At 64.9% G+C, this 25,162-nt stretch carries 26 protein-coding genes; 11 read left to right on the top strand and 15 right to left on the bottom strand.

Annotation, left to right across the window (positions count from 1 at the left end; all coding sequences use genetic code 11):
• A complete protein-coding gene (gene lonB, locus R6U53_RS06350; RefSeq protein WP_410321518.1) occupies nucleotides 1-2,199 on the bottom strand; it encodes an ATP-dependent protease LonB in 2,199 nt (732 codons plus the stop codon).
• Nucleotides 2,200-2,367: 168 nt separating this feature from the next.
• Between lonB and R6U53_RS06355 the strand changes: the two genes are divergently transcribed.
• From R6U53_RS06355 to hisD, 3 genes are read left to right on the top strand one after another with little or no spacing between them, the layout of a single operon-like run.
• Entirely contained in the window at nucleotides 2,368-2,913 is a 546-nt protein-coding gene (locus R6U53_RS06355; RefSeq protein ID WP_410321519.1) for a nicotinamide-nucleotide adenylyltransferase, read from the top strand.
• Between the two features lie 4 nt (nucleotides 2,914-2,917).
• On the top strand, nucleotides 2,918-3,685 hold the full coding sequence (locus tag R6U53_RS06360) for an S-adenosyl-l-methionine hydroxide adenosyltransferase family protein (protein ID WP_410321520.1): 768 nt from the start codon (nucleotides 2,918-2,920) through the stop codon (nucleotides 3,683-3,685).
• Between the two features lie 39 nt (nucleotides 3,686-3,724).
• Nucleotides 3,725-5,041: a histidinol dehydrogenase gene (gene hisD, locus R6U53_RS06365; protein WP_410321521.1), complete on the top strand. Its 1,317-nt coding sequence runs from the start codon at nucleotides 3,725-3,727 to the stop codon at nucleotides 5,039-5,041.
• A gap of 23 nt (nucleotides 5,042-5,064) precedes the next feature.
• Here the strand turns inward: hisD and R6U53_RS06370 are convergent, their stop codons facing one another.
• Nucleotides 5,065-5,283: a hypothetical protein gene (locus tag R6U53_RS06370; RefSeq protein WP_410321522.1), complete on the bottom strand. Its 219-nt coding sequence runs from the start codon at nucleotides 5,281-5,283 to the stop codon at nucleotides 5,065-5,067.
• Nucleotides 5,284-5,476: 193 nt separating this feature from the next.
• The gene (locus R6U53_RS06375) at nucleotides 5,477-6,559 is read right to left on the bottom strand and encodes a class I SAM-dependent RNA methyltransferase (RefSeq protein ID WP_410321523.1); all 1,083 of its coding nucleotides are present in this window, start codon (nucleotides 6,557-6,559) and stop codon (nucleotides 5,477-5,479) included.
• 123 nt (nucleotides 6,560-6,682) lie between these two features.
• Here R6U53_RS06375 and R6U53_RS06380 point away from each other — a divergent pair, with 123 nt between their 5' ends.
• Nucleotides 6,683-7,054 carry an Hsp20/alpha crystallin family protein gene (locus R6U53_RS06380; RefSeq protein WP_410321524.1) on the top strand — a complete coding sequence of 124 codons (372 nt, stop codon included), beginning with the start codon at nucleotides 6,683-6,685 and terminating at the stop codon, nucleotides 7,052-7,054.
• A 316-nt stretch (nucleotides 7,055-7,370) separates the two neighbouring features.
• Here R6U53_RS06380 and R6U53_RS06385 read toward each other — a convergent pair whose 3' ends face one another.
• Both R6U53_RS06385 and R6U53_RS06390 read right to left on the bottom strand, forming a co-directional pair.
• Nucleotides 7,371-7,841: a hypothetical protein gene (locus R6U53_RS06385; RefSeq protein WP_410321525.1), complete on the bottom strand. Its 471-nt coding sequence runs from the start codon at nucleotides 7,839-7,841 to the stop codon at nucleotides 7,371-7,373.
• Nucleotides 7,842-7,899: 58 nt separating this feature from the next.
• Nucleotides 7,900-9,093 (bottom strand): inorganic phosphate transporter, encoded by a 1,194-nt coding sequence (locus R6U53_RS06390; protein WP_410321526.1) that lies wholly within the window; start codon nucleotides 9,091-9,093, stop codon nucleotides 7,900-7,902.
• Nucleotides 9,094-9,126: 33 nt separating this feature from the next.
• Between R6U53_RS06390 and R6U53_RS06395 the strand changes: the two genes are divergently transcribed.
• Nucleotides 9,127-9,315: a hypothetical protein gene (locus tag R6U53_RS06395; protein ID WP_410321527.1), complete on the top strand. Its 189-nt coding sequence runs from the start codon at nucleotides 9,127-9,129 to the stop codon at nucleotides 9,313-9,315.
• Between the two features lie 63 nt (nucleotides 9,316-9,378).
• On the opposite strand, the gene R6U53_RS06400 is transcribed toward R6U53_RS06395, so the two are convergent.
• The 3 genes from R6U53_RS06400 to R6U53_RS06410 are packed head-to-tail and all read right to left on the bottom strand — an operon-like array spanning nucleotide 9,379 to nucleotide 12,825.
• Nucleotides 9,379-10,362, bottom strand: a complete 984-nt coding sequence (locus tag R6U53_RS06400; protein WP_410321528.1) for a nucleoside recognition protein — start codon at nucleotides 10,360-10,362, stop codon at nucleotides 9,379-9,381.
• Between the two features lie 48 nt (nucleotides 10,363-10,410).
• Nucleotides 10,411-11,928, bottom strand: coding sequence for an aldehyde dehydrogenase family protein (locus tag R6U53_RS06405; RefSeq protein ID WP_410321529.1), 1,518 nt, complete (start codon nucleotides 11,926-11,928; stop codon nucleotides 10,411-10,413).
• Between the two features lie 57 nt (nucleotides 11,929-11,985).
• On the bottom strand, nucleotides 11,986-12,825 hold the full coding sequence (locus R6U53_RS06410; protein ID WP_410321530.1) for a proline dehydrogenase family protein: 840 nt from the start codon (nucleotides 12,823-12,825) through the stop codon (nucleotides 11,986-11,988).
• 172 nt (nucleotides 12,826-12,997) lie between these two features.
• On the opposite strand from R6U53_RS06410, the gene proC reads away from it, so the two are divergent.
• The 4 genes from proC (at nucleotide 12,998) to R6U53_RS06430 (ending at nucleotide 17,697) form a co-directional block, all read left to right on the top strand.
• Complete coding sequence (gene proC / locus R6U53_RS06415; RefSeq protein WP_410321531.1) at nucleotides 12,998-13,774, top strand: pyrroline-5-carboxylate reductase; 777 nt, start codon at nucleotides 12,998-13,000, stop codon at nucleotides 13,772-13,774.
• Nucleotides 13,767-14,615, top strand: coding sequence for a glutamate 5-kinase (gene proB, locus R6U53_RS06420; protein ID WP_410321532.1), 849 nt, complete (start codon nucleotides 13,767-13,769; stop codon nucleotides 14,613-14,615). Before proC ends, proB begins: the two co-directional genes overlap by 8 nt.
• Complete coding sequence (locus tag R6U53_RS06425) at nucleotides 14,608-15,951, top strand: glutamate-5-semialdehyde dehydrogenase (RefSeq protein ID WP_410321533.1); 1,344 nt, start codon at nucleotides 14,608-14,610, stop codon at nucleotides 15,949-15,951. The genes proB and R6U53_RS06425 overlap by 8 nt, the downstream gene beginning before the upstream one ends.
• Before the next feature lie 78 nt (nucleotides 15,952-16,029).
• On the top strand, nucleotides 16,030-17,697 hold the full coding sequence (locus R6U53_RS06430; RefSeq protein WP_410321534.1) for an aldehyde ferredoxin oxidoreductase C-terminal domain-containing protein: 1,668 nt from the start codon (nucleotides 16,030-16,032) through the stop codon (nucleotides 17,695-17,697).
• Nucleotides 17,698-17,736: 39 nt separating this feature from the next.
• Here R6U53_RS06430 and R6U53_RS06435 read toward each other — a convergent pair whose 3' ends face one another.
• Together R6U53_RS06435 and R6U53_RS06440 are read right to left on the bottom strand one after the other, a co-directional pair.
• Entirely contained in the window at nucleotides 17,737-18,672 is a 936-nt protein-coding gene (locus tag R6U53_RS06435; protein ID WP_410321535.1) for an alpha/beta hydrolase, read from the bottom strand.
• 43 nt (nucleotides 18,673-18,715) lie between these two features.
• Nucleotides 18,716-19,504 (bottom strand): 23S rRNA (uridine(2552)-2'-O)-methyltransferase, encoded by a 789-nt coding sequence (locus tag R6U53_RS06440; protein ID WP_410321536.1) that lies wholly within the window; start codon nucleotides 19,502-19,504, stop codon nucleotides 18,716-18,718.
• A gap of 159 nt (nucleotides 19,505-19,663) precedes the next feature.
• Here R6U53_RS06440 and R6U53_RS06445 point away from each other — a divergent pair, with 159 nt between their 5' ends.
• Together R6U53_RS06445 and R6U53_RS06450 are read left to right on the top strand one after the other, a co-directional pair.
• Complete coding sequence (locus R6U53_RS06445; RefSeq protein WP_410321537.1) at nucleotides 19,664-19,933, top strand: hypothetical protein; 270 nt, start codon at nucleotides 19,664-19,666, stop codon at nucleotides 19,931-19,933.
• A gap of 195 nt (nucleotides 19,934-20,128) precedes the next feature.
• Entirely contained in the window at nucleotides 20,129-21,493 is a 1,365-nt protein-coding gene (locus tag R6U53_RS06450; protein WP_410321538.1) for a sodium-dependent transporter, read from the top strand.
• Here R6U53_RS06450 and R6U53_RS06455 read toward each other — a convergent pair.
• The 5 genes from R6U53_RS06455 to R6U53_RS06475 form a co-directional block, all read right to left on the bottom strand.
• Nucleotides 21,488-21,964 carry a histidine kinase gene (locus R6U53_RS06455; protein WP_410321539.1) on the bottom strand — a complete coding sequence of 159 codons (477 nt, stop codon included), beginning with the start codon at nucleotides 21,962-21,964 and terminating at the stop codon, nucleotides 21,488-21,490. The genes R6U53_RS06450 and R6U53_RS06455 overlap by 6 nt on opposite strands.
• 188 nt (nucleotides 21,965-22,152) lie before the next feature.
• Complete coding sequence (locus R6U53_RS06460) at nucleotides 22,153-22,860, bottom strand: queuosine precursor transporter (RefSeq protein WP_410321591.1); 708 nt, start codon at nucleotides 22,858-22,860, stop codon at nucleotides 22,153-22,155.
• A 1-nt stretch (nucleotide 22,861) separates the two neighbouring features.
• Entirely contained in the window at nucleotides 22,862-23,041 is a 180-nt protein-coding gene (locus R6U53_RS06465) for a ribbon-helix-helix domain-containing protein (RefSeq protein WP_410321540.1), read from the bottom strand.
• A 359-nt stretch (nucleotides 23,042-23,400) separates the two neighbouring features.
• Nucleotides 23,401-23,994: a hypothetical protein gene (locus R6U53_RS06470; RefSeq protein ID WP_410321541.1), complete on the bottom strand. Its 594-nt coding sequence runs from the start codon at nucleotides 23,992-23,994 to the stop codon at nucleotides 23,401-23,403.
• Nucleotides 23,987-25,102, bottom strand: a complete 1,116-nt coding sequence (locus R6U53_RS06475) for a DUF3179 domain-containing protein (protein ID WP_410321542.1) — start codon at nucleotides 25,100-25,102, stop codon at nucleotides 23,987-23,989. The genes R6U53_RS06470 and R6U53_RS06475 overlap by 8 nt, the downstream gene beginning before the upstream one ends.
• Nucleotides 25,103-25,162: the final 60 nt, after the last annotated feature.

Consider the following 25,162-nt stretch of genomic DNA (forward strand, 5'->3'; position numbering starts at 1 on the left):
TTATTGGGGACTCGGGCTGCCCGGACTGACGTCGGGCTTTTGCTTTTCGAGCGCGGAGCCGGTGATGCTCTTGAGACGGTCAATGAGCGAGTCCTTATCGGGTTCGCCCGCGAGCGCCACGTCGAGCACCTCGGAGATGTGCGAGACCGGGATGATCTCGATCTGCTCTTTGTACTCGTCCTCGATCATCACGTCCTGCTCGTTGGCCTTCGGAATGATGACGGTCTTGAGACCAGCCTTGGCGGCGGCCTCGATCTTGTGGGTGACGCCGCCGACGGGCAACACGTCACCGCGGACCGAAATCGAGCCGGTCATCGCGAGGTCCTGTCTGACCGGCACGTTCTCGAGTGCCGAGATGACGGCCGTCGCGACGGTGATCGACGCCGAGTCGCCGTCGACGCCGCCCTCGCCGACCTGGACGAACTGGATGTGAACGTCCTGCTGAGAGATGTCCTCGTCGGAGAACTTCTTGATGATCGCCGAGACGTTCTGGACGGCCTCCATCGCCATCTCCTTCAGCTGGCCGGTGGCGATAACCTCGCCGGGGCCCTGACTCGGGGTGACCTCGGCCATGACGGGGAGGACGATACCGGAGTCCTCGCCCATGACGGCGAGCCCGTTGACGCGGCCAACAACGTCGCCCTCGTTGACAGTGAGCTCGTAGTCCTTGCGGCGCTCGATGTAGTCGTCCGCGAGCTGCTGTTCGATCGAGCGCGAGCGCGCCTTCGCCCGCAACACGTCGTCGCGAGTGGTGAAATCGCGGTCCTCCGCGCGGGCGATATCACCCGAGACGCGGACGAGGCCACCGAGGTTGCGGAACTTCAACGTTAGATGTCCCTTCCGGCCCGCGCGGCGGCGGGCTTCGAGGATGATCTCCTCGATCGCCTCGTCGGTGAACGACGGCAGTCGGCCGTCGTTTTGGACTTCCTGAGCGACGAAGCGGGCGTACTTGCGGCGCATCTCGGGGGCGTCCTCGATGGTGTCGTCCATGTACACCTCGTAGCCGTACCCTTTGATCCGCGAGCGGAGCGCGGGGTGCATGTTCTCCATCGCGTCGAGGTTCCCCGCCGCGACCATGATGAAGTCGGTCGGGACCGGTTCGGTCTGGACCATCGCGCCCGAGGAGCGCTCGCTTTGGCCGGTGATGGCGAACTCGCCCTCTTGGATCGCGGTCATCAGCTTCTGCTGAGATCGGATGTCGAGCGTGTTGATCTCGTCGACGAACAACACGCCCTTGTTGGCCTTGTGGATCGCGCCGGCCTCAACGCGGTCGTGGGAGGGCGTCTCCATGCCGCCCGATTGGAAGGGGTCGTGTCGAACGTCGCCGAGGAGCGCTCCGGCGTGTGCGCCGGTCGCGTCCTCGAAGGGTGCGACCTGCTGGTCGGCGTTGTTGACGAGCAGGTTCGGCACCATCGCGTCCGAGCCGCGGCTCATGTACTTGAACGCGAGGTAGATGACGCCCGCGGCGATGATCCCGAGGAGCAGCGCCTGCACGATGAGGATCGCGTAGCCGAAGACGACGGCGATGATGATCCACATCAGGAAGCTCCGCATCTGGTTTCGCTTTCTGGCCTCTTCTTTGTGAGCCTCGACGATCTGTTCGCCCTTGCCCGCCGGTACCGTCCTGACCTTCGGCTCGTTGCCGTCGTCGGGGTTATGATAGACGAGCACGTCCTGCAGCTCCTCTTTGGGGAGGAGTTGACTCATCGCCTTCGCGAGCATCGACTTGCCCGTCCCGGGCGAGCCGATCATCATCACGTGACGGCGCTGTTTGGCCGCCTTCAGGATGATGTCGCGGGCGTGATCCTGCCCGATGACCTGATCGACGAGTCGGTCCGGGACCTGAATATCTGCGCTGGAGTCGATCTGAAGCCCGCCGAGGAGGCCGTCCTCCTCGTCCTCGTCGATCTCGATCTCGCTAGCGACGTGGACTTCGCTCCCGAGATCGGAGCCGTCAAGCAGCTCCTCGTCCTCGTCGAGGCGCTCGCTGGCGCCGCGCTGGCCGGATGGCTCCGGATCCTCCGGGGACGGATCGTCGGGGGCTTCGGGGTCGACGTGGGTCCCCTCGCCACTGTGATCGCGCCCGAGTTCGCCGTCTCTGTCGGGGGCGGATCCATCGGGTGTGTCCGCTGGCTCCTCCTGTGGCACCCGACGCTCGTCGGCCTCGGATACCTCATCTGCATCCTTTTCGTTGCTCATAGAAACGTTTCTGCTACCTATATGGAAGGGTTATCGACTGATATACTTTCTCCCCGCGTCAGGCTCTACCGTCCGAAGAAATCGCAACACGGGAGCGTCATGGTGGTGGTGGCGAGCGATTCAAACGGACCCGTCGGCTTTATCAGACACCCCCCCGCACCCCACACCATGACGCGGGGCTTTTACATCGGACGGTTCCAGCCGTACCACGAAGGCCACCACGCGATGGTCGATCGGATCCGCGAGGACGTGGACGAACTGGTCGTCGGCATCGGCAGCGCGGATCAATCGCACACGGTTCGGAACCCCTTCACTGCGGGCGAACGGATCATGATGATCACGAAGGCGCTCGCGGAGTTCGAGATGACGACCTACGCGGTCCCTATCGAGGACCTCAACCGGAACTCCGTGTGGGTCAGCCACGTCCAGTCGATGAGTCCCCGCTTCGAGGTCGCCTACTCGAACAACCCGCTCGTCGTCCGGCTGTTCGAGGAAGCAGACATCGAGGTCAGACAGTCGCCGATGTTCCACCGCGACGAGTTCGAGGGAAGGGAGGTCCGCGAACGGATGGCGAAGGGCGACGACTGGGAGTCGCTCGTCCCCCGGACGGTCGCCGAAGTAATAGACGAGATCGAGGGGAGCGAACGGATTCAGCGGATCACCGACACGGACGCGAACGCCGCCCGTGGGGACGGCGAAAGCCCGAGCGAATAATTCAATGATCACGCTCGCCTCCGACTTCGGGTCACCGTACCCCGCCGCGATGAAGGGAGCGATCCTCAAACGCTGCGACGCCCGACTGGTCGACGTCGGACACGAGTTCCCCCGTCAGAACGTCCGAGCGGCCGCCTTCTGGCTGTCGGAGATCCTCCCGGAGTTCCCGCCCGCCGTCCATCTCGTCGTCGTCGATCCCGGCGTCGGCACCGATCGCGCGGCGCTCGTCGTCCGCGCGGGCGATCACGTCCTCGTCGGCCCCGACAACGGCGTCTTGCTCCCGCCCGCTCGCGCGCTGGCCGGGGACGAGTACCGCGCCGACATCGAGGCCTACGAACTGGCCATCGACGCCCCGCGAAGCGCGACGTTTCACGGCAGGGACGTGTTCGCCCCCGGTGCTGCCGAGGTCCACGAGACGAGGATCGATCGCCTGCCCGAACTCGACGCCCTCTCGCCTGCCGAGGACGTGGTAGACATCGAACTGCCCGAACCGGAGCTCACGGACGACGGGGTCGCAGGCGAGGTCATCGCGGTCGACGACTTCGGGAACGTCATCACCAACGTGCCGGGCGAGGTGCTCGGGAACCGCACCGTGGTTCGCGTGAACGACGAACCGACGCCGATCGTCCGGTCGTACGCCCACGCCGACTCCGGACGAGCCATCGTGACGGTCGGCAGCCACGGGAACGTCGAACTGGCGGTCAACCGAGGACGGGGCGACGAGGCGTTCGGCCTCGGCGCGACGGATGCGGTTCGGCTCGAGTTTTCGTAGCTGGGGAATGTTTACCCCGGTCGGCGGAGTTGTCGACGTATGCGAGCCGACTACGAGTTTCTCAAGGAAGCCGAGGACGCATCGCTGGAGATCCCCCACGACGTGACCGAAGCCGTTCGCGACATCGTCGATACGGTTCGAGACGGGGGCGACGAGGGGGTCCGAGAGCTGACGCGGAGGTTCGACGGCGTCGAGCGGGAGGCGCTTCGCGTCTCCGAGGCGGAGATCGACGCGGCGGCCGACGCGCTCACCGAGGCCGAGCGCCGGACGATCGACAGCACGATCGAGAACGTCCGCGAGTTCCACGAGGAGCAGTTCGCACACCTCGACGGCTTCGAGAAGGAGTTCGAACCGGGGATCACGCTCGGCACCCGCCTGCTTCCGGTCGAGACGGCCGGCGTCTACGTCCCCGGCGGCCGCCATCCGCTCGTCGCCGCGCCCGCGATGACCATCGTCCCCGCGAAAGTCGTCGGCGTCGAGAACGTCGTCGCGTGCGCGCCGCCGCAGTCGGACGGGTCGGTACAGCCGGCGCAGCTCTACGCGATGGATCGGGCCGGGGCGGACGAGGTGCACGTCGCCGGCGGCGCACAGGCGATCGCGGCGATGGCGTACGGCACCGAGACGATCCCGAGCGTCGACAAGATCACCGGACCGGGCAACATCTTCGTCATCGAGGCAAAACGACAGGTGTACGGCCGGGTCGGCATCGACTTCCTCGCGGGGCCGACCGAGGTGCTCGTCATCGCCGACGAGACGGCCGACCCCGAGATGGTCGCGACCGACCTTCTCGCGCAGGCCGAACACGATCCCCGATCGCGGCCGATCCTCGTCGTGACCGACGAGGGGATCGCGGAGGCTATCGTCGAGGAGGTACAGACGCAGTTACCGGCGCTTCGGACCGAGGAAACCGCCCGCGAGTGCTGGGAGGACAACGGCGAGATCGTCCTCGCTGCCGGCCTTGCGGAGGCCGCCGACGTCGCAAACGACTACGCGATCGAACACCTACAGGTGATGATCGACGAGCCCCGCCGGCTGATCGACGACCTCCACGAGTACGGCTCGCTGTTCCTCGGTCACGACGCGCCCGTCGTTTTCGGCGACAAGGCGGTCGGGACGAACCACACGCTGCCGACGCTCGAAGTCGCGAAATACAGCGGCGGTGTCAACGTGACGACGTATCTCCGCGTGCTTACCCATCAAGAGCTCACGCCCGAGGGGGCCGACTCGATCGCGCCGTGGGCGGCGAGCATCTGCAAACTCGAAGGCACGCACGCCCACCAGGTCTCGGCCGAAAAGCGGATCATCAGCGACGGGTCCCGTGAACTCGCCGACGAGTTGGGTCTGGACGTGGAGTAACGTCGCGGAGGGTCGGAAAGCCGCTACTCGCAGTAGGCGTTCTCCGCGTCGACGAGGTTCTTCAGGCGGTCGCGGGCCGTCGGCTCGAACTGTCGTTGGGTGCGAGCCGACGGCGAATCGATCGGCGTTTCGCCGGGGGCGGCCCACGGGTCGGTGCCGCGGCGAGCGGCGATTTCCGTCGTTGGTTCGGGCGTCTGCGTGGTCTGGTGCGGTTCGGTCGTCGTCTGGGGGTTCGTGCTCATTTTGCGTCGGGTTCGGAGTGGTCGGTGTCGGTGCGGACGGACAGAAATTAGGCTACGTGTACCCCGAGAGCGAGCGACGATCCGCGGCGGCGAGTGGTGTCTCGCATGTACCCAGACGTATTTCATGATTGTTCATAAAAGTATCGACATCGATCGTGAGTGAGAAACGGTAGAGCGTAGCACGAACCGCGAATCAGGGTTTCCAGACGACGATCGTCGCGTCGAGACGGCCGTACGGGATGTCGTATCGGTCCGTCGGTTCGAGCGGGAGGAGTTCGGGCTTCGTAGTCAAGGCGACGAGGCGGCCCACGTCACCCTCGCGGAGTCGGTCGACGAACGCACCGTAGAGCTCCCGGAGATCGGTCCCCGTCCGGATGCCGAACGGGAGGTTCGAGACGACGCAGTCGGCGTCGATCGACGCCTCGCGCGCGTCCGCGCTCACGACGTCGAACCCGTTCTCGACACCGGCCGCCCCGCGGTTGACCCGCGCGCAGTTCCGCCACCGCTTTCGTTTTTCACGCGCCTCAATGTCGAGCGTCGGTGATCGTTCCGTGTGCTCCTCGCGACATCCCCGAAACCGGTCGCCGTCGTACCCCGGAAGCACCTCGAACGCCGGGTCGAGGTCCGGCCGCGGAATCGCCCTCCTCGCTGCCAGTGCGGCCTCGATCGGAATCGTCGCCGACCCGGCCATCGGATCGACGAGGCGATCGTCGGGCGTCCACTCGGCGATCCGAAGCATCGAACACGCGAGCGTCGCTCGAACCGGCGCGTCGTGCTCACAGATCCGGTGGGGCCGTTTGTGCAGCGAGTCGCCGGTCAGATCGACCGCGAGCGTGAACCGGTCGTCGTACAGGTACGCCTCCAGTCGGACGGTGGGATCGTCGAGGTCGACCGGCAGCCGCGTCCCGGTGGCATCCCGATACGCATCGATGGTGGCCTGTCCGACGCGCTCGGCCACGTCGACGCTCGTGAAGTCGTGAGAGCCGTGACGGGTGCCGACGACGCCGAAGTCGGTCTCCGGGAGTCGTTCGGCGATCGGCGACCGCGCCGTCAGTGCGTACACGTCTTCGAGTTCGGTGACGGTGCCCTCGGCCACCACCGCCATGAGCCGATGCAGGGTTCGGCTCCGGTAGTGGAGCGCGTACACGTCCTCGACGTCGGCGTCGAACTCGACGACGCCCCGGTGGTGGACCGAGGCTTCACATCCGACGAGGTCGCGCACCTCGGCGGCGGCGATCGCTTCCAGCCCGCCGTTCGTCGTCGCGAGAAGCTTCACGCACTCCGTAGCGAGCCTTCGGTCAAAAGCGCCGCGCTGCAGTTGCGGGGCGAAACGTTCGGTCGAGCGAAAAATTTATTTCGAACCGTGAGCAATCGATAATTGGATTCGAGGTGAACAGCAATGGCACTGCCCACGAGTCCAACGACCTCCTGGATGCAGAGCCTCGATTTTCCGAGCCAACTGTTCGGAACCGGACGCAACGATTACGAACTGTACGAGGAAGACGACGAGTTCGTGTTGAGCGTCGAGATGCCGGGATTCGATGCCGACGGCATAACCGTTTCGTGGGACGATGGCGTTCTCAACATCGCCGCCGAACACGACGACGAACGGCGCGGTCAGCGTAAGACGTACCATCGACGGTTCCGCTTCCCGAAGGACGTCGACGACGATGCGATTACGGCCGAGTACACCAACGGCGTCCTCGGGGTCCGGCTACCGGTGATGACGGGAGCTCCCGTCAGTGGCACCGAAATCGAAATCGAAACGTAGTTCAGCCCGATTCGCCGCGGTTGCGGGAGAGCAGCCGACCAACCGTTTTTCATACGACGAAGGTGAGAGCGATGGGACTCCCGGTCAAGCCGTTTAAAACACAGATTCAGGAAGCGGTAGGGCTGTCATCGATCGAAACGTTCTCCGAGAGCTCGGGGGCAAAAGCGGTGATTCCGCCGCTATCGAAGGCCGTGACGGTGGCCGCACCGTCGTCTCGGGCGGTACCGAGCGATACCCATCCTCATCCGCCTTTATCCGTCTTCGTCGGATCGATCGAACCGCGAGCGGCTTCCCGTAACCACGAACACGAGCGGGTTCACGCCCCTTCATCGGCGTTCGCCTTCTCGTCGTCGTCCACACTCGCCGCTTCGGGGTCGATGTCCTCTATTTCGGCCCGGAGTCGTTCGTCGACGGTTTCCTCGATCCGCTCCTCGATCCGTCCGTGAACGCGCTCTTCGAGTTCTTCGGGCACCTGTTGTTCGAGTTCTTCGGGCACCTGTCGTTCGAGTTCTTCGGCGACCTGTCGTTCGGCTTCATCGGGCACCCGTTCGTCGAGCTCCTCTGCGACGGCGTCCTCGGCTTCGGCGGCGACTTCTTCCTCGAGTATTCGCTCGTAGACGCTCATTTTCTCCCAGACGCGAAGGAAATATCCGAGGACCAATCCACCCTGAAACGCGGCTATCCGAGTATCCATCCCGACGAACAACAGATATCCGAACCCCACAGTAAACACGATTCCATACGCAACGTCGATGTAAAATCGCGTCTGTCGGCCTCTAAAGCGCATCGGTTACGGCACCGCTTCGATCCGGACACACAAAGCCTCATCTGTGTCGTGCGACCGGTCACAGCGGTCCGACCGAAGCGAACACGAGGTACGAGCCGACGGTGGCGAGGATGGGGACGACGTTTTGCATCACGATGATCCGAACGGTGGTTCCGGGATCGAAGAGATCGGATCGCGATGGATGGTTGGATCGATCGGGGCCGACGTCGTTCCCAGAGCCGTTCACGGCCGGTTCGCTGACCGTCGACGCGCCCTCGGCCGAGAGCGCCCCGACGGAAACCCGAGCGGAGGCGTTCCCGCGAACGGCGTCGGTGATGGCCATCCCTTGGGTCGATCGACCCCACCCCAACCCGACGATACACACCGTCGCGATGATGACGAAACTCGCCGGGATGCCGACAGCCGACAGCAGGATCGTGATCGTCGAACTCAATATCGCGACGATGATCGCCGCGGTCAGTGGGAGGTCGGTGATGTCGTTGCCGAGCGTCTCCATCGTCCGACGTGCGATCGTCACCGCGCCGACGGTCACGGCGATCGAGCCGACCACGATCCCGACGTTCATTCCGACCGCACCGCTCCCGACGAGGGGAGCGACCGCGTTCGCGATATTGCTCGTTCCGGAGCTGAACGCCATGACACAGCCGATCGCGATCACCGTCGCGGTTCCGAACACCTCCCGTCTGGTCGTGTTCGGTCCGCGTTCGGGTCGGGGAACGAGATCCGTTCGATCGATCGTCACCAGCGGTCCCTCGCTCCGTTCGAGCGCGACGATCCGATCCAGCCGTTCGTAGTAGTACCGGCCGATCATGACGGCGATCCAGAAGCCGATCACGGGCGAGAGAATCCACCAAGCGAGGATCTCGGCAACGACCGCCGAATCGAGTTCGCCGGCAGCCAGTCCCAGCCCGGCGATCGCGCCGACGGCCGTCATCGACGTCGACGACGGCGCACCGGAGACGTTCCCGACCAACAGCGCACCGCCGATGAAAAACAACACCACGATGCTGGCCGGAAGCGTGAACACCGCCGGGTCACGGACGAGGTCAGTGCCGATCGTCTCGACCACCCGACGGCCGATCGTGAACGCGCCGAGAAAGAAGAACACGGACATCAACGCGCCGGCGACCGTCTTACCAATCACACCCGCTCCGACCGCGGGACCGAACGCCGGGCCGGTGGTGGCCCCGCCGATGTTGTACGCGACGAAACAAGCGATGAGGACTCCGCCGACGAGAAGTGGGTCCAACACGGGTTCCGTCGACAGTAACGGATCTGACGTATAATGTATATCGAATCGAGACCGACCGGCAGCCGCGTCGCCGTCGTCTCGCGATACGCGTCTATCGCGTTCCCCGGCGCGCTCGGTAACGTCCACGGTCGTCGTGGATGTCGCGACGGCCCAAGTCGCGATCCGGTCGGCCCGGCATCGAGGATCGGCGTGTCCTCGACGGCCGCGATCAGCACGTCGTAGAACGGGTCGGAGTTGCGCACGCACTCGCCGTTCGGCGCGGCTCGACAAGCGTCGTTCGGGTGATCAGATTGCGAGCAGGACGATCAACGCGACCGCGATCCACGCCACCTTGAGCGCCGTGTTCACGATGACTACCTTCGTGCCGAATTCAGCGCCCCAGATGCCGTACTGGAAGGGGATGGACCGTTTGAACGTCGAGACGGTAAAGGAGACGATTCCGCCGATGAGCATCGTCGCGACCGCGGTTTGGGCGGTGAACGTGCCGTCCTCGAGGAAAGGTACGAGCGTCAGCGCACCGCTCGTCGTGTCGAACGCGTAGACGACGATGACGGGGACGGCGGCGCTCGGCAGGCCGGTGAGTGCCGCGAGCGGGTCCGCGGCTCCCCCGGTCAGCGCTTCCAGATCGTAGTACGTCGTCGCGAGAACGACGATCGTGTAGACGACTGCGAGTCGCGGGAGGATCTCCCACGTCTTTTCGAGCCCGCCGCGGCCGGCATCGAGCAGTTTTTCTCGGCTCGTCCGACCGTCGCCGCCGTCGGTTCGAGCCGCCGCGTCGGCCTCGCTCATCGCGTCGGGGTTCACGTTTCGATCGGAGAGCAAGAACGCCCCGGCGACGACGCCCGTGATCGTGATCGCGAGCGAGACGCCCGCGCGCGTGCCGACGTACAGCAGGCCGACCTTGAGCCCGAGGATCGGGATCAACACGGGCGCGTAAAAAGTGAAGATGTGCTGAACGAAGCCGAAGAACGTATTGATCGTGACGGCGACGAGCGTCGCCCGATCGTCGAGCAGCCCCGAGTCGCGATACTCGGCGAGCATCCCGTAACCCGCGGTGGTCGACGCGGCGGTCGTCAATATCGCGCCCCCGACCTCGTCGGGGAGGTTCGCGGGGCCGGTCAGTGGCTTCGACAGCGATGCGATGTACCGGATCGCGCCGAAGGCGACGAGGACGTTCGCGAAGGCGACGCCGCCGGCGATCGCGATCGCGATGGTCGCGACCCGCGGTAGCACCTCACCGACGAGCACGGAGCCGATCGACGGGTCCATTCGATCCGGTGTAGGGGAGAGCGGACCGAAACGGTTGCGCTTTCGACGCTACTGGTCGTCGGTTTTCAGCTCCGCCGACAGCCCCTGCGCGAGCTCGATGTCCGGCGAGTTGTTCAGCGTCCACGCCGTTCGTTCGGTGACGGCTTCGATGATCTCGCGAGCCGACGGGTAGCCGTTGCCGGATTTCTTCACGCCGCCGAAGGGCAACTGCACCTCCGCGCCGATACACGGCAGGTTGCCGTAGGCGAGCCCCAACTCGGCGTGGTCGCGGTAGTAGTTGAGCTGCCGATAGTCCTCGGAAATGATGGATCCGGCGAGTCCGTAGGGCGTCGAGTTCTGGAGTTCGACCGCGCGCTCGACGCCGCCCTCGTAGGGGATCAACGCGACGTGGGGACCGAACACCTCCTCGTGGATGCAGCGCAGGTCGGGATCGTATGCGGTCTCGTAGACGAACGGGCCGGTCCAGTGGCCGCCCTCGTGACCCTCGGGAATCTCGTCGTCGTCCAACTCGCCACGGTCGACGAGCACCTCGACGCCCTCCTCGCGCGCGAGGTCATTGTGTCCGAGCACCCGCTCGCGCTGATCGGCCTCGATGAGCGGGCCCATGAACGTGTCCCCGTCGAGGGGATCGCCGATCGCGACGATCGCGGCCGCCTCGACGAACCGGCGTTTGAACTCGTCGTACACGTCCGCGTGAACGATGACCCGTTCGGCCGAGACGCAGCGTTGGCCCGTCGTCTTGAACGCCGAGAGAACGGCCGCAGGCACGGCGAGATCGAGATCGGCATGTTCGGTGACCACGACGGCGTTCTTGCCGCCCATCTCGCAGGCGGCGAGTTTGCCAGGCGTGCCGCCGACCTTGCTCGCGATCCCCTGGCCGACCTCGGCGCTCCCGGTGAACAGGACGGTGTCGACGGTCTCGTGATCGACGAGAGCCGCCCCTGTGTCGCCGTATCCTTGGACCATGTTGAACACGCCGTCGGGGATTCCGGCGTCGATCATGAGTTCCGCGATGGCGTGAGCGCACTTCGGCGTCTGCTCTGCGGGCTTCCAGACGACGGTGTTGCCCTCGACCAACGCGACGGCCATGTGCCAAAACGGGATCGCGATCGGGAAGTTCCACGGCGTGATGCAACCGACGACGCCGCGAGGTTTTCGGCGCATGTACGAGTCCTTCGCGGCGATCTCGCTCGGTACCACGTCGCCGTGTGGATGGCGGGCGTTGCCGGCGGGCCACTCGACCATGTGGGCGGCCTCGACGATGTCGGCTCTGCCCTCGTTGATCTCCTTGCCACATTCTCTCGTGACGAGTTCGCCGAGTTCGTCCGTCCGGTTTTTAAGCTCCGTGTACACGTCCCAGAGGTGCTCGGCGCGATCGATGTAGGAGAGCTTTCGCCACCCCTCGAAGGCCGATCCGGCCGCCTCGACCGCCGCGGCCACGTCGGTTTCGGTGCCGCGAGGGAACGTCCCCAACGGCTCGCCCGTCGCGGGATTGTGGCTCTCGAACGTCTCCGCACCCTCGATCCACTCGCCGCCGATGTAGTGTCCGGTCGCGCTCATGCCCATGCGTGGTATTAGTTCTCAAACGTCAAAACGTCGTCCCCGGCTCCGACGACGCGAGAACTACCGCCCGAGAATCGCTCGCAGCGCGAACAGCGCGTTCGATTTTCGCTCCCGGACGCGTCGGTAGAAATACGAGAACCACTTATCACCGTAGGGGACGTACTGGTAGGTTCGGACGCCCTCGGCGGCGAGGTGCCGCTGAGACTCTTCACGGACCCCCATCAGCATCTGGATTTCGTAGTCGGTGCCGTACTCGGCGTGGAGGTCGGCGGCCAGCGAGACCATTTCGGGATCGTGGCTGCCGACGGCGACGCCGCCGTCGAACTCCCGGAAGGCGTATCCGAGCAGGTCCCGGTAGGCGTCGTCGACCGCGGCTTTCTCCCGGTAGGCGATCGATTCGGGTTCGTCGTACGCGCCCTTGACGAGTCGGACCTTTCCGGGGAGGATCGCGAGCCGTTCGAGGTCGTCGGCCGTCCGCTTCAGATTGGCCTGGACACAGACGCCGACGCCGCCGTCGGTCGCACGTGCGTATTTCTCGAAGGCGTCGAGCGTCACGTCGGTCGTCGTGTGATCCTCCATGTCGATCCAGACGAACCGGTCGTGTGTCCGAGCGGCCTCGACGATCGAATCGAGGTTCCCCTCGAAGGCGTCCGCTCCGACGTCGAGACCGATCTGGGAGGGTTTCACCGAGATACAGCCGTCGACGCCGGCGTCGTCCATCCGGCGGATCAACTCCCGATAGGCGCGTGTGTCCGCGTCGGCGGGTGCGCGGTGGTCGTAGTGCTCGCCGAGCAGATTGAGAATGCCGCCGACGCCGTCGGCGTTGCAAGATCGAATGTGCTCGATAGCTGCGTCGGCGTCCTCGCCCGCGACGAAGTCGCTCGCTATCGGCGGTAGCATCCGTTCTCTCCATCCCCTCGCGCCCCCACGGTCGGCCGATCCATGGTATATAAAAGGATGCGGCGAAATAAAAACGCAGCGCCGAGTTCGGTCCCGACCGGCGAACGCCGACGGTACGCGGACGGCGAAAACCGTAGTTGGTATAGCTTTCGATCCACTCGGTACGGCTAACATGACACGAGTGAGCGTAATCGGCTGCGGCAACATGGGCGGTGCCTTTTTAAAAGGCCTCGCTCGGAGCGGCGCGCATCACCTGACGGCGATCGATCTCGATCCCGAGGCGCTCGAGGCGGTCGCCGAGCACGCGACCGAAACGACCGACGACACGGCGGCGGCGAAAGAATCGGACGTCGTCGTCCTCGCGGTGAAGCCGAGCGTCGCGGGCGCGGTACTCGACGACCTCGACCTCTCGGCGGACCAGACGCTTATCACGCTGGCGGCCGGCGTCCCCCGCGACTTCGTCGCCGGGCAGACCGACGCAGCGGTCGTCCGGATCATGCCCAACCTCGCCGCCGAGACCGGGAACATGGCGGCAGCGGCGACGAACGAGGGGCTGACCGACGAGGTTCGGGCGCTGCTCGACGAGGTCGGCGAGTTCGTCGAAGTCGACGAGGAGTTGATGGACGTCTCGACCGCGGTCAACGGCAGCGGCCCGGCTTTTGCGTTCTACCTCATCGACGCGATGAAGCAGGGCGGCGTCGACGGTGGGTTGGACCCAGAGCAGGCCGAGACGCTCGCCGCCCAGACGTTCAAGGGGGCGGCCGAGACCGTCCTCCGCGACGACAGAAGCGTCGACGAACTCATCGACGCGGTCTGCTCGCCGAACGGAACGACGATCGAAGGCATGGAAGTGCTGTGGGACAGCGACGCCGACGAGGCGGTCGTCGAGGCCGTCTCGGCGGCCGAGCGACGATCGAAGGAGCTGGCAGAGGCGTTCGAAGATGAGTGAGACGGCAACCGTCGACGCGGTCGACGCCGAAACCGTCGCGCGAGCGCGAGAACTGGCGGCCGAGGCCCACCTCGTCGTCGTCAAGGCGGGCACCAACTCGCTGACGGACGAGGATTCGCGGCTGAATCGGGTGAAACTCGACAAGCTCGTCGCGGACATCATGGACCTCCGCAAGCGGGGCAAGAACGTCATCCTGATCTCCTCGGGCGCGGTCGGGGCGGGACTGGGGCGACTCGATCAAGAGACCGAGGTCATAGAGGAGAGCCAGGCGCTGTCGACCGTCGGGCAGAGCCACCTCATGCGCCACTACACGCAGAGTTTCGATCGGTACGACCAGAAAGTCGCCCAGATACTTCTGACGGGGAAGGATCTGGACACCCCCGAGCGATTTACCAACTTCGGAAACACCGTCGAGACGCTCCTGGAGTGGGGTGTCGTCCCCATAATCAACGAGAACGACGCGGTCGCCACCGAGGAGCTCCGGATCGGCGACAACGACATGCTGTCGGCGTCGGTCGCCATCGGCCTCGACGTCGACCTGTTGGTGACGCTGACCGACGTCGACGGGGTCTATACGGGCAACCCGAAGGAGAACGGCGACGCCGAACTGATCGACGCCGTGGGCGCGAACTACGATGCGGTACAGCGACTCGTCCAGGGGAGCACGACAGCCGAGTTCGGCGGCATCCGGACGAAAGTCGAGGGCGCGCGAGACGTCAGCGAGTACGGTATCCCGGCGATCATCGCGGGGTCGGCCGAGCCGGACGTGTTGGAGCGTATCGCCACCGAACGGTCGGTCGGAACGATATTCGTCCCGATAAACGGTGATGACGATGAGTGAGTGCGACACCGATCGACAGGTTACAGAGGCCCAACGCGCTGCGTTGAAACTCGCGAACGTCGACGAGAGCGACCGGAACGCGGCGCTGCGATCGATCGCCGACGCCGTCCGCGAACACGACGAGGAGATCCTCGCGGCCAACGCCGAGGACGTGACGGAGGCCGAAGCGATGCTCGAACGCGGCGAGTACACCCGGGCGCTCGTCGATCGGCTGAAGCTCGACGGTGCAAAGCTCGAGAGCATCGCCGAGATGGTCGACTCGGTCGCCGGGCAGGACGACCCCCTCGGGGAGACGCTCTCGGCGCGCGAACTCGACGAGGGGCTCGAACTCTATCGGGTCGCGGTCCCGATCGGCGTGATCGCGACGGTGTTCGAATCCCGGCCCGATGCGTTGGTTCAGATCGCCGCCCTCGCGATGAAATCCGGGAACGCGGTGATCCTCAAAGGCGGCAGCGAGGCCAAAGAATCGAACCGGACGCTGTATCGGATCATCCGGGAGGCGACCGACGAGCACTTCGAGACGCTCCCGGATGGCTGGGCGCAGTTGATCGAGGCCCACGAGGAGGTCGACCGCCTCTTGCAGTTGGACGAGAAGGTCGATCTCGTGATGCCGCGTGGCTCCTCTGAGTTCGTCTCCTACATCCAAGACAACACCCAGATCCCCGTATTAGGTCACACGGAAGGCGTCTGCCACGTCTACGTCGACGAGGAAGCGGACCTCTCGATGGCCGAGGACATCGCCTTCGACGCGAAGGTACAGTATCCGGCGGTCTGCAACGCCGTCGAGACGCTTTTGGTGAACGGGTCGGTCGCGAGCGACTTCCTCCCTGGGCTCGTCGAACGGTACGAGGACGCGGGCGTCGAACTCCGCGGGGACGCCGCGGCGCGCGAAATCGTCGGCGTCGGCGAGGCGACCGCGGACGACTGGCGGACCGAGTACGGCGATCTGGAGCTGTCGATCAAGGTCGTCGGAGACGTCTACGAGGCGGTCGAGCACATCAACGCGAACGGCTCGAAACACACCGAGTCGATCGTCACCGAAAACGCCGAGACAGCCGAGACGTTCATGACCGGAATCGACGCCGCGAGCGTCTTCCACAACGCCTCGACGCGCTTTGCGGACGGCTATCGGTACGGGCTCGGCGCGGAGGTCGGCATCTCGACCGGCAAGATCCACGCCCGCGGTCCGGTCGGACTGGAGGGGCTGACCACGTACAAGTACTATCTGGAGGGCGACGGCCACCTCGTCGCGACGTACGCCGGCGAGGACGCGCTGCCGTTCTCCCACCGCGACCTCGACGCCGCGTGGACGCCCGGGCGGCGCTCGACGGAGTGAGCGACGGGAACCCGTCGGGTCTGATTTATAAATCGATCGGGACTAGCTATTAAGCGCCTCGAAATGAAATAGCATACCATGCTTCACGCGAAAGGGCCACTGCTTACCGTCGACGTCGGAGAGCGGACATCGACGCGAACCGACATCGATCACATCCTCGAACGGTTCGTCGGCGGCAGGGCGGTCGCGACCGCACTCGCCCACGATCGTATCCCGTTCGACGCCGACCCGTTCGGCCCGGAGAACCGGGCGTACCTCTCGACGGGGCCGCTCCAACAGAGCCGGATGTCCTTCACCGGGCGGATGAACATGACCGGCCTTTCGCCGCTCACCGACGGGTTGGTCTCGACGAACGCCGGCGGCTACCTCTCGCGGGAGTTCACCGGGACCGGCATCTCGACGCTCGAACTCGTCGGCGAGAGCGACGAGCTGCTGCTCGTCCACGTCACCGACGGGGGAGTGGAGTTCGAGGAGGTACCCGAACTGTCGGGCGCGCTCGTCCCGGAGGTATCGGAGCACGTCGCTGAAACGCGCGATTTGGGTCGCGAACACTGCATCACGATCGGACCCGCCGGCGAGAACCTCGTCCGGTTCGCCTCGGTGATGACCTTCGATTCGCGAGCGTTCGGACGGGGCGGTCTGGGCGCGGTGCTCGGCGCGAAGAATCTCAAGGGCGTCACCTTCTCTGGGGACGCCGAGTTGCCGGTCGAGATACCGGACCCGCCGGCGATGGATATCCACCGCGAGGCGGCGACCAGCGACGACATCCGAAAGCGCCAGGGGACGACGGCGGGGACGGAACTAAAAAGCGAGATATTCTCCCTGCCGACCCGGTACTTCAGCGAGACCAGTTTCGAGGCGGTCGAATCGATCGGGGGCGAGGCCATCGAGGCGAAAAAATACAAAAACGGGGCGTGTTCCGCCTGCGCGTTCGCCTGCAAGCTCCCGCTCCGCGACGAGGAGACCGGGATCGAGACCGAGGGGCCGGAGTTCGAGACGCTCTACTCGTTCGGCTCCAATCAGGGCGTCGGCGATCTCGTCGAGATCATGAAAGCCAACGAGCTCTGTGACACCCTCGGAATGGACACGGTCTCGGCCGGCGTGACGGTCGCCGCCTACCTCGCGAGCGAAGACGAGTTCGGCAACGCCGACCTCGCCCAGGAGATCACCGAGAAGATCGCCTACCGAGAGGGAATCGGGGATACCCTCGCGGAGGGGGTCGACCGCTGTCACGACGAACTCGGCGTCGAGAACTGGACCGTCAAGGGGCTCGAGTTCCCGGCACACGACGGGCGCGTCCTCCACGGTCAGGGACTCTCCTATGCCGTCGCCAACCGCGGTGCCGATCACATGTACTCGGTGATTCTCCGATTGGAGTACAACGGGGATATCGATCGAGAGGGAACGCTCGGCAAGGCCGAAACGCTGGTCGAATGGGAGAACCACGCCGCCTTCCGGGATACGGGCGTCGTCTGTGCGTTCGGGGACGGCTACATCACCGACGATCACCTTGAGGAACTCTTCGATACCGACTACGAGGAGTTACTGTCTGTCGGTGCCGAGGCCGTCGTCCGTGAACGGCACTTCAACAACCAGCGAGCCTTCGACAGCGCGGACGACGGACTCCCCTACGAACTGCCCGACCTCGACGCCGCGATCGGGGAGTATTACGACGCTCGCGGCTGGAACGAGGACGGGACGGTCCCCGACGGAGCCGTCGAAGCGGTGGCAGCCGCGATCGAGTGATCGGCGGCGTCGCCCGGCAAAAGCGGGGGAGCGAGGCCGTTATCGAGCGGCGTCGAGACCCGTCGCACCGGCGGAAATCGCGTCTTCGGCCGCGTCGACGCGCCCGAGGAAGCTGACGAAGCCGTGAATCATCGACTCGTAGTGGCGATGCTCGACCGCGACATCGTCCGATTCGAGCGCTTCCGCGTAGGCGATTCCCTCGTCGCGCAGGGGATCGAAGCCGGCCGTCACGACCGTCGCGTCGGGGAGTCCGGAGAGATCGTCGACGAGCAGCGGCGCGAGGTACCCGTTTCTCGCGTGCGTCGGTGACTGGACGTACTGCTCGTCGAACCACGCGATCGTCGACCGCTCGAGGAAATAGCTCTCGGCGTTCTCCTCGCGGCTCGCGTAGGATTCGAAGGGCGAGCCACAGGCCGGATAGTACAGTAGTTGGTGGGCGATGTCGGGCGCGTCGTCGCCGATCGAAGCGGCGTCGCGAGCCAACAGCGTGGCGCCGGCCGAGAGGTTCGCCCCGGCGCTGTCGCCGCCGACCGCGACCGTGCCGTCGCCGTCGAACGACGCGGGGTCGGCGGTGATCGATTCGACCGCCGCGTAGGCGTCTTCGAGCGGCGTCGGGAACGGGTGCTCGGGGGCCAACCGGTAATCGACGGAGACTACGGTCCAGCCGCTTTCGACCGCCAGCCGTTGACAGACGTTGTCGTGCGTGTCGAGTCCGCCGACGACGAAGCCGCCGCCGTGGAAGTATATGAGAATCGGGCGGTTACCCTCTCCGGGACGGTACACCCGCGCGTCGAGATCGCCGTCCACACCGGCGACCGTCGTGTCGTACTGCTCGTGCACCTCGAACGCGGGCGAAAACGACGCCAGCGCCTCGAACGCCTCGCGTGCCTCCTCGACCCCGACCTCCTCGAAGTTCGGCGCGTCGGCGACTAACTCCAAAATCCGTGTCAGCTGTGGGTGCGGTTCGTCGGCCATGAATTGGTCTCGTCCCCTGGCCACTTCAGCGGTCGGGAACCCGCTAGTCGATCCGTTCTGCGAACCCGAACCGCGGCTTTACGTCCGTCACCTCGACCTCGACGGTGTCGCCGGGGTCGGTGTCGGCGACGAACAGCGTGTATCCCTCGATCTTTCCGACACCGTCGCCCTCGCTGCCGACGGCTTCGATATCGACCTCGACGCGATCGCCCTCGCGAACGGGCGCGGTCAGACGTCCCTTCGCGACCATGTACAGCTCCGAGGAGGAGTCCCGCGAGGCCTTTGGATGGATCGTTCGCACGTACTCGAACTCCCGGTCGATGTCGGCTCTGAGTTCGTTCGTGTCGGGGCCCTCGAACACCTTGGCGACGAAATCACCGCCGGGCGCGAGCAGATCGAGCGACGTCTCGAACGCCGTTCGGGCGAGGTACACCGATCGGGCGTGATCCAGCGAGTACTCGCCGGTCATGTTCGGCGCCATATCGGAGACGACCACGTCGACGCCGCCGTCGCCCTCGGCGGCCGTCTCGCCGCCGCCGACGCGGTCGAGGACCTTCTCGCGCGTCGCCTCCTCGGTCATGTCGCCGCGGATCGTCTCGACGCCGTCGATCGGCTCGATCCGCTGGAGGTCGACGCCTATGACGGTCCCGCCCTCGCCGGCGAGTTCCGTCGCGACCTGCAGCCAGCCGCCCGGCGCGGCCCCGAGGTCGACGACGGCGTCGCCGTCGCTGATCAGCCCGGCGTCCTCGTCGAGCTGTTTGAGTTTGTAGGCCGCCCGGGATCGGTAGCCCTGCTGTTTGGCCCGGTTGTAGTAGTCGTCCTTTCGCGTCATGGATACATCGCCACGCGTCGTACGTGCGGTGGGAGATCGACCGGCGAGTCCGCGTTCATACCCGTTCGAAAGCGGTCGATCCGGAAAGGCTCGTCGGATGTAGCGTCGAATCGCCCGGCCGGCCGAGGGGTTTTAGTGCAGAACGGCGAACGTACGATGATGACCCGAGAGCAACTAGATCAGGCGGCTGAATCGCTCGAAAGGGCGGGCGAGGCGGCACGGAACGACGAGGCGAGAGAGCGACTCGAAAAGCAGGCGGCTGCGTTCGAAACCCTGGCGACCGCCGACCGAGGGCCGGACCACGGGAAGATCGCGCGCCACGAACACATCCTCACGGAGATCGCCGCGGACGAGGAGGCTGCCGCCGAACACATCGAAGCGGCGCTCGAATCGATCCGCGCGTACCGATCGACCGTCGAGGGCGTTTAGAGGTTCCTCACGCCTCGTGGCGGATCCCGACGGAGTACCCGTCCCGATCGGTGAGTTCGATGTCCTCGTCGTCGGGGTCGAGTTCGGAGAGTCCGACGGCCTCGCGATAGGGCCTGTCGAATCCGTCAATGAGAACGGTTCACAGCGCGACCACGGACGATCGATTTTATCAGCGATCACGCTGAAATCCGACGCATGCCTTCTGAGACGGGCCGCGAACAGTGGTCGACGCGGGTCGGATTCATTCTCGCCGCGGTCGGAAGCGCCGTCGGGCTCGGGAACATCTGGCGATTTCCGTTCGTGACCGGCGAAGCCGGTGGCGCCGGGTTTTTGTTCATCTATCTGCTGTTCGTCGCCGCGATCGGACTGCCCGCGATCTTGATCGAATTCGTCGTCGGCCGTCGAACGAGACGGAATCCGGTCGGAGCCATGCACGAGATCGGACGGGGAATCTGGCGGCATCTCGGCTGGATATTCGTCGTGACGACGTTCGTCATCATGTCGTACTACAGCGTGGTGGCGGGATGGACGATCCGATACACTCTCCTCGGATTGCAGAACGGCTACTCTGATACCCCGGCGGCGGCCAGCGAGCAGTTCGCCACCCTGGCGCAGGGCGTCGACGCCGCGGCCTTCCACGCGCTGTTTTTGCTCGTGATCGTCGTCATCGTCGGTTTCGGGGTCCGCCGGGGGATCGAGTTGGCGGTGAAGATCATGGTGCCCGCGATCATCGCCATCGTCATCGGACTCGCAGCGTGGGCGACCACGCTCGACGGTGCGAGCGCGGCGTACAGCTACTATCTCTCGCCTGATCTCGGTACGATCGCGGCCGAGTGGACCACGATTTTGCCGGCGGCAGCCGGACAGGCGTTCTTCACGCTCTCGTTGGGCTTCGGGATCATGATCACCTACGCGTCCTACCTCGGCGAGGATCGGAATTTGGCGGTCGACGGTGCGATTATCATCGCATTCGACACGCTCATCGCGGTGGTCGTCGGGCTGATCGTCTTTCCGATCCTCTTTACCGCGGGAATCGATCCGGGCGATCCGGGCGTCGGGGCGATATTCATCACGCTCACCGCCGCATTCGGCGAAATCGCGGCGGGCGGGATCATCGGGGCGCTCTTTTTCGGCACCGTCGTGATCGCGGCGCTCTCGAGCGCGATCAGCCTGACGGAGGTCGTCGTCGCCTACGCGATCGACGAACGCGGGGTGGAACGGTTCCGCGCGACGATACTCGTCTGTGCGGCGCTTTTCGTCCTCGGGCTCGCGCCTGCCTACGACATCGTGTTGCTCGAGTTGTACGACGAGTTGGCCGACGGCGTCCTCCTCGTCTTGGGCGGCCTGCTGCTCACCGCGTACGTGGCGTGGCAGTGGTCCGACGAGGCGATCGAAGAATTGAGTCGCGGGATCGGTCGGGTCGGGTCGCTCGGCACTTACTGGATCTGGCTGGCCCGAGGGCCGGTCGCCGTCGTGTTGCTCGTCTCGCTCGGGCTCGGGATCGTCGAGTTCGTCGGGTTCATCGATGAGTCGTTCCTGCCCTGGCTACGTGGCTCATAGCCCTTCGAGCGCGTGATACACGCCACCGAGGATCGCGCCGTATACCGCGTGGCCGACGGCGCTCATCGGGTTGATATCCGGAACGGGTGGATTCATCGGACCCAGCGCGCCGACCCACGCCGGCATCACGAACGTCGCGAGGACGATCCACAGCACGATCCCGTAGGCGATTCCGGCACCGACTTGTCTCTGTCCCGATGCGCCGGCCAGGCCGGCGAACCCGACGACAGCGGCGAAGACGACGCCGAGGATCGCCGCATGCGCCATGTGTATGCTCCAACCGACGGCACCGGCCGGCCCCTCGATACCGTACATCACGGGGATCGCCGTCTCTATGATGTTCGGCATCAACATCGTCATCATCGCGCCGAAGAGGAGACCGCCGGCGAGGCCGCCGACGACGCCAGCCTTCCAGTTTCCGGGGATCGTTTCCGTCGCGGTCGCGGTCGCGGTTTCAGTTTGCGTCGACATGCCAGGGAGTAACGACAGAGCGATCCAAGAGGGTATCGCGGTCGTGTTAACGGACCGCACGAATTCGTCACATTTTTATATTATACAAGAAAAAATTGCCGGTTAATGGATCGGCAGGGAGTTCCGGATCGGCGGCGCCCGGACCGGATGACGAGGCGAGAAGCCTCGAATCGGCATCGACGGGACCCTCAGACCGACGCCGACTCCGAGCGTCGGACCGCGCCCGTGATGAGATAGACGAACGGCGTATCGAGGATCGCGATGAACAGTTTGAGGAGGTACTGTCCGACCATGAGCGAGACGACGACCGCGCCCGGAAGTTGCGGACCGATCCCGAAGACCGTCGGAACGACCCAGAAGGCGACGCCGACGAAGATGACGGTATCGAGCAGTTGGCTCGTCCCCGTCGAGACGATGTTGCGGAGCCACAAGTGTTCGCCGTCTGTCCACGTTCTGATCGCGTCGAAGACGACGACGTCGTAGTTTTGGCTGACGACGTACGCGAGCAGGCTTCCAGCGACGATGTTCGTCGAGGCCCCGAGCACCGTCTCGAACGCAGCGGGATCGATGCTCGACGGCGCGGCGGGCGCGAGGATCGTACTCCAGACCAACGCGAGCACGAGGAAGTTCATCACGAAGGCGGCGTTGACCAGCACCTGCGCGGCCCGTCTGCCGTAGAGTTCGGTGTAGCAGTCCGAGGCGAGAAACGTCAACGCGTACGCGAGCGCCGCGCCCGGCAGGGCCAACTCGGCCCCGGCAAGCGGGACCGCAAAGGGGAGTTCGAACGCGAGAACCTTCGCCGCGGTCAACTGGGCGGTGGCGAGCGAGGCGACGAAGATTGCCGTCAGCACGATCGCGCCGGCCGGCGGAGACGGCTGGGCTCGGGTGGCAGACAGGTTACTCATCGTCCTCTGTGAGCCGGTCGTGCCGGGCGTCTATCTCGTCGAGCAAATCGAGCGTTTTTCGGATCGACGCGCGGATCGCGTCGCTTCTGTTGACGAACTTTCCGTCGTCGCCGACGTGTGCGTCCAGATCGTCGAGCAGTTCCTTCGGGATCTCTACGCTTATTTTGGGCATGGTTCACTCATCTTCGACGGACTCTGTCAGTACTTGCTCGACGGTGTTACACCGCGTTCGTCCGAGTACTCTCATAGTGCTCTTGTGAGATTATCGAGGAGGGCCGATTAAAACGCACCGTTCTCGATAGAACGTCGATGCGTAGTCAAATGAGCCGTCTTACAGCGCACCTGCGAACGTCTCCGTCACCGAGGGATCGATTCCCCAGTGGGGGAACTCAGACGGTAGTCGGGCGATGGTGTCAGCCGCCCGTTGGTATCGAAATCGCCGGCATCTACGTACGCGAGGACGCTTCGCGACAGTATTGCTGAGGATCGAGACCGCGGATCGGGGGGGTCGAGGCGGGACGTGACCCGAGATCAGCCCGCCCGCGGCTCGACCTGTCGGCCGATCAGGAGTAGACTGCCCACCAGCACGAACGCCGCGATCGGCAACAGGAACTGAAAGGCCGTCAGGAGAACGCCGGACGCCTGGATTCCCAGTACGATCAACACGACCGGGCCACAGCAGGCGGCCCCCGACAGAAGCCCCGGCAAGCTCGCGAGAACACCGCTCGAGGACTCTCGGAGACCGCAGGCTTTCGGCTGCGTCCAAGCCAGATACGTCAGTGCCAAGTTCAACCCGACCAGTATCGCGAGACCGAGTCCCAACAGCGTGTTCAACGAGAATAGATAGGTCACGGGACCGAGCGAAACGCGGGCAACCGGTGTGAACGAGAACGGTCCGAGTGCGGGACGCAGGAGCTTCGCGAGTGGGTCGGCGACGACGGTCACCTCGTAGCCACCCAACCCAGTGGCGAGATGACCGATCGCCCAGAGGTACGTCAGGAGATAGCCGACCGTAACGCTCACCAATACGATCCGAGGCTCACGTCGGCGAAGCGTCAGCGCCGTCGCGTTCCGAGTCCGTGAAACGACCCTCCCGAACCGGGCGGCGTAGGACTGGTTACTCATAAACGGCCGTGTCCGGATAGTAGCCGCTCCAGGCGAACCACATGGCGTCGAACGTGTGAATCCGCGACAGCGATACTCCGTCGGGCGGGCGGTTCGTGCCGTCGGCAGCGACGACCGAACCGCCATCGAACTCGAACGTTTTCTCCTCTGGGTTCCGGTAGACGTACGCCGTGTCGAACCGGTCGTCGTAGATGGCTAACACCGGCGTATCGGCGATCGTTCCCGACATGAGATCGGCCTCCCGAAGGGCGTCTTTCAGGAACGCGACCGCACCCTCGGGCGTTCGCGCTCCCATGAAGACGGTTTTTTTATCGTATCGATCGTCCGCGTGAAGGATCGGAAACAGGGTGTTGCCGTCCGCGTAGTAGCCCCCTCGGGGGTTGTACGAACCGTAGGGGTCCCTGTTGTAGTTTTTCGCGTGACCGGTATCCGTCGAGAGAACCCGAGTGTCTGGGTTCTGTTCGCGCCATTGCCCCCAGGTCGTCCAGATAAGCCGGAACTCCCGGAGGGATCCGGCCTCCGGCGTTTCGTTCCATGGACCCGGGATCGAAGTGGCGAGGATCTGGGGCCACCACGTTTCTGTCGCGCGGTCGTACATGACGAGGTTGTTGTTGATGAGCCGACCCGAGACGCCGAACGTCGTGTTCCCGCGCTCGAAGCCCTGGGCGGTCCCGGTGAGCGGACAGTAGGTGACACTCACTGGCGTTCCCGCGAGGTCGTCGTTGACTATCTCGTGCCAGACGAGGATTTTCTGCGGGTAAGCCTTGGCCACCCCATCGCGGGTGACGCCGAAGACCGGATCACCCGGGTCGAGATAGTCGACGGCGTCAGCGGCGACGAATTTGGGCTCGTCGATCGAGGGGATTCCGTCTTTGGGTGGACCACCGGATCGGGCCTCGTTTCGAAGCTGGTCGGGCGCCATCGGCAACGGTAACCGTCGATCCGCCATCGGTACCGCCGCTGTGGGGGTCGGCGTCTCCGTGGCCTCGGTCGGCGTCGACGTCGGTGTCGGCGTCGCCTGCTCTGCGGTGTCACTCCCGCTGGTACAGCCGGCGAGCGCCGTGAGGGCAGCGGCAGCGAGGAATCGACGGCGGGAGAGCGCTTTCATACCCCCACGGAGGCTGTCCGACGCATTAACCGTTACAGGGATGTGTGATGTTCACACACA

This window comes from Natronomonas sp. (assembly GCF_046483325.1).
Classification (GTDB): Archaea; Halobacteriota; Halobacteria; order Halobacteriales; family Haloarculaceae; genus Natronomonas.

What these genes read in the sequence shown, in the direction of transcription:
- R6U53_RS06440 (WP_410321536.1), bottom strand. Translation starts at nt 19,504, where the DNA reads ATGACGCGAAAGGACGACTACTACAACCGGGCCAAACAGCAGGGCTAC.
- R6U53_RS06465 (WP_410321540.1), bottom strand. Translation starts at nt 23,041, where the DNA reads ATGCCCAAAATAAGCGTAGAGATCCCGAAGGAACTGCTCGACGATCTG.
- R6U53_RS06405 (WP_410321529.1), bottom strand. Translation starts at nt 11,928, where the DNA reads ATGGGCATGAGCGCGACCGGACACTACATCGGCGGCGAGTGGATCGAG.
- proB (WP_410321532.1), top strand. Translation starts at nt 13,767, where the DNA reads ATGAGTGAGACGGCAACCGTCGACGCGGTCGACGCCGAAACCGTCGCG.
- R6U53_RS06450 (WP_410321538.1), top strand. Translation starts at nt 20,129, where the DNA reads ATGCCTTCTGAGACGGGCCGCGAACAGTGGTCGACGCGGGTCGGATTC.
- R6U53_RS06355 (WP_410321519.1), top strand. Translation starts at nt 2,368, where the DNA reads ATGACGCGGGGCTTTTACATCGGACGGTTCCAGCCGTACCACGAAGGC.
- R6U53_RS06400 (WP_410321528.1), bottom strand. Translation starts at nt 10,362, where the DNA reads ATGGACCCGTCGATCGGCTCCGTGCTCGTCGGTGAGGTGCTACCGCGG.
- R6U53_RS06395 (WP_410321527.1), top strand. Translation starts at nt 9,127, where the DNA reads ATGTATATCGAATCGAGACCGACCGGCAGCCGCGTCGCCGTCGTCTCG.
- R6U53_RS06360 (WP_410321520.1), top strand. Translation starts at nt 2,918, where the DNA reads ATGATCACGCTCGCCTCCGACTTCGGGTCACCGTACCCCGCCGCGATG.
- R6U53_RS06385 (WP_410321525.1), bottom strand. Translation starts at nt 7,841, where the DNA reads ATGCGCTTTAGAGGCCGACAGACGCGATTTTACATCGACGTTGCGTAT.
- R6U53_RS06370 (WP_410321522.1), bottom strand. Translation starts at nt 5,283, where the DNA reads ATGAGCACGAACCCCCAGACGACGACCGAACCGCACCAGACCACGCAG.
- proC (WP_410321531.1), top strand. Translation starts at nt 12,998, where the DNA reads ATGACACGAGTGAGCGTAATCGGCTGCGGCAACATGGGCGGTGCCTTT.
- lonB (WP_410321518.1), bottom strand. Translation starts at nt 2,199, where the DNA reads ATGAGCAACGAAAAGGATGCAGATGAGGTATCCGAGGCCGACGAGCGT.
- hisD (WP_410321521.1), top strand. Translation starts at nt 3,725, where the DNA reads ATGCGAGCCGACTACGAGTTTCTCAAGGAAGCCGAGGACGCATCGCTG.
- R6U53_RS06435 (WP_410321535.1), bottom strand. Translation starts at nt 18,672, where the DNA reads ATGGCCGACGAACCGCACCCACAGCTGACACGGATTTTGGAGTTAGTC.
- R6U53_RS06410 (WP_410321530.1), bottom strand. Translation starts at nt 12,825, where the DNA reads ATGCTACCGCCGATAGCGAGCGACTTCGTCGCGGGCGAGGACGCCGAC.
- R6U53_RS06475 (WP_410321542.1), bottom strand. Translation starts at nt 25,102, where the DNA reads ATGAAAGCGCTCTCCCGCCGTCGATTCCTCGCTGCCGCTGCCCTCACG.
- R6U53_RS06455 (WP_410321539.1), bottom strand. Translation starts at nt 21,964, where the DNA reads ATGTCGACGCAAACTGAAACCGCGACCGCGACCGCGACGGAAACGATC.
- R6U53_RS06470 (WP_410321541.1), bottom strand. Translation starts at nt 23,994, where the DNA reads ATGAGTAACCAGTCCTACGCCGCCCGGTTCGGGAGGGTCGTTTCACGG.
- R6U53_RS06380 (WP_410321524.1), top strand. Translation starts at nt 6,683, where the DNA reads ATGGCACTGCCCACGAGTCCAACGACCTCCTGGATGCAGAGCCTCGAT.
- R6U53_RS06430 (WP_410321534.1), top strand. Translation starts at nt 16,030, where the DNA reads ATGCTTCACGCGAAAGGGCCACTGCTTACCGTCGACGTCGGAGAGCGG.
- R6U53_RS06425 (WP_410321533.1), top strand. Translation starts at nt 14,608, where the DNA reads ATGAGTGAGTGCGACACCGATCGACAGGTTACAGAGGCCCAACGCGCT.
- R6U53_RS06445 (WP_410321537.1), top strand. Translation starts at nt 19,664, where the DNA reads ATGACCCGAGAGCAACTAGATCAGGCGGCTGAATCGCTCGAAAGGGCG.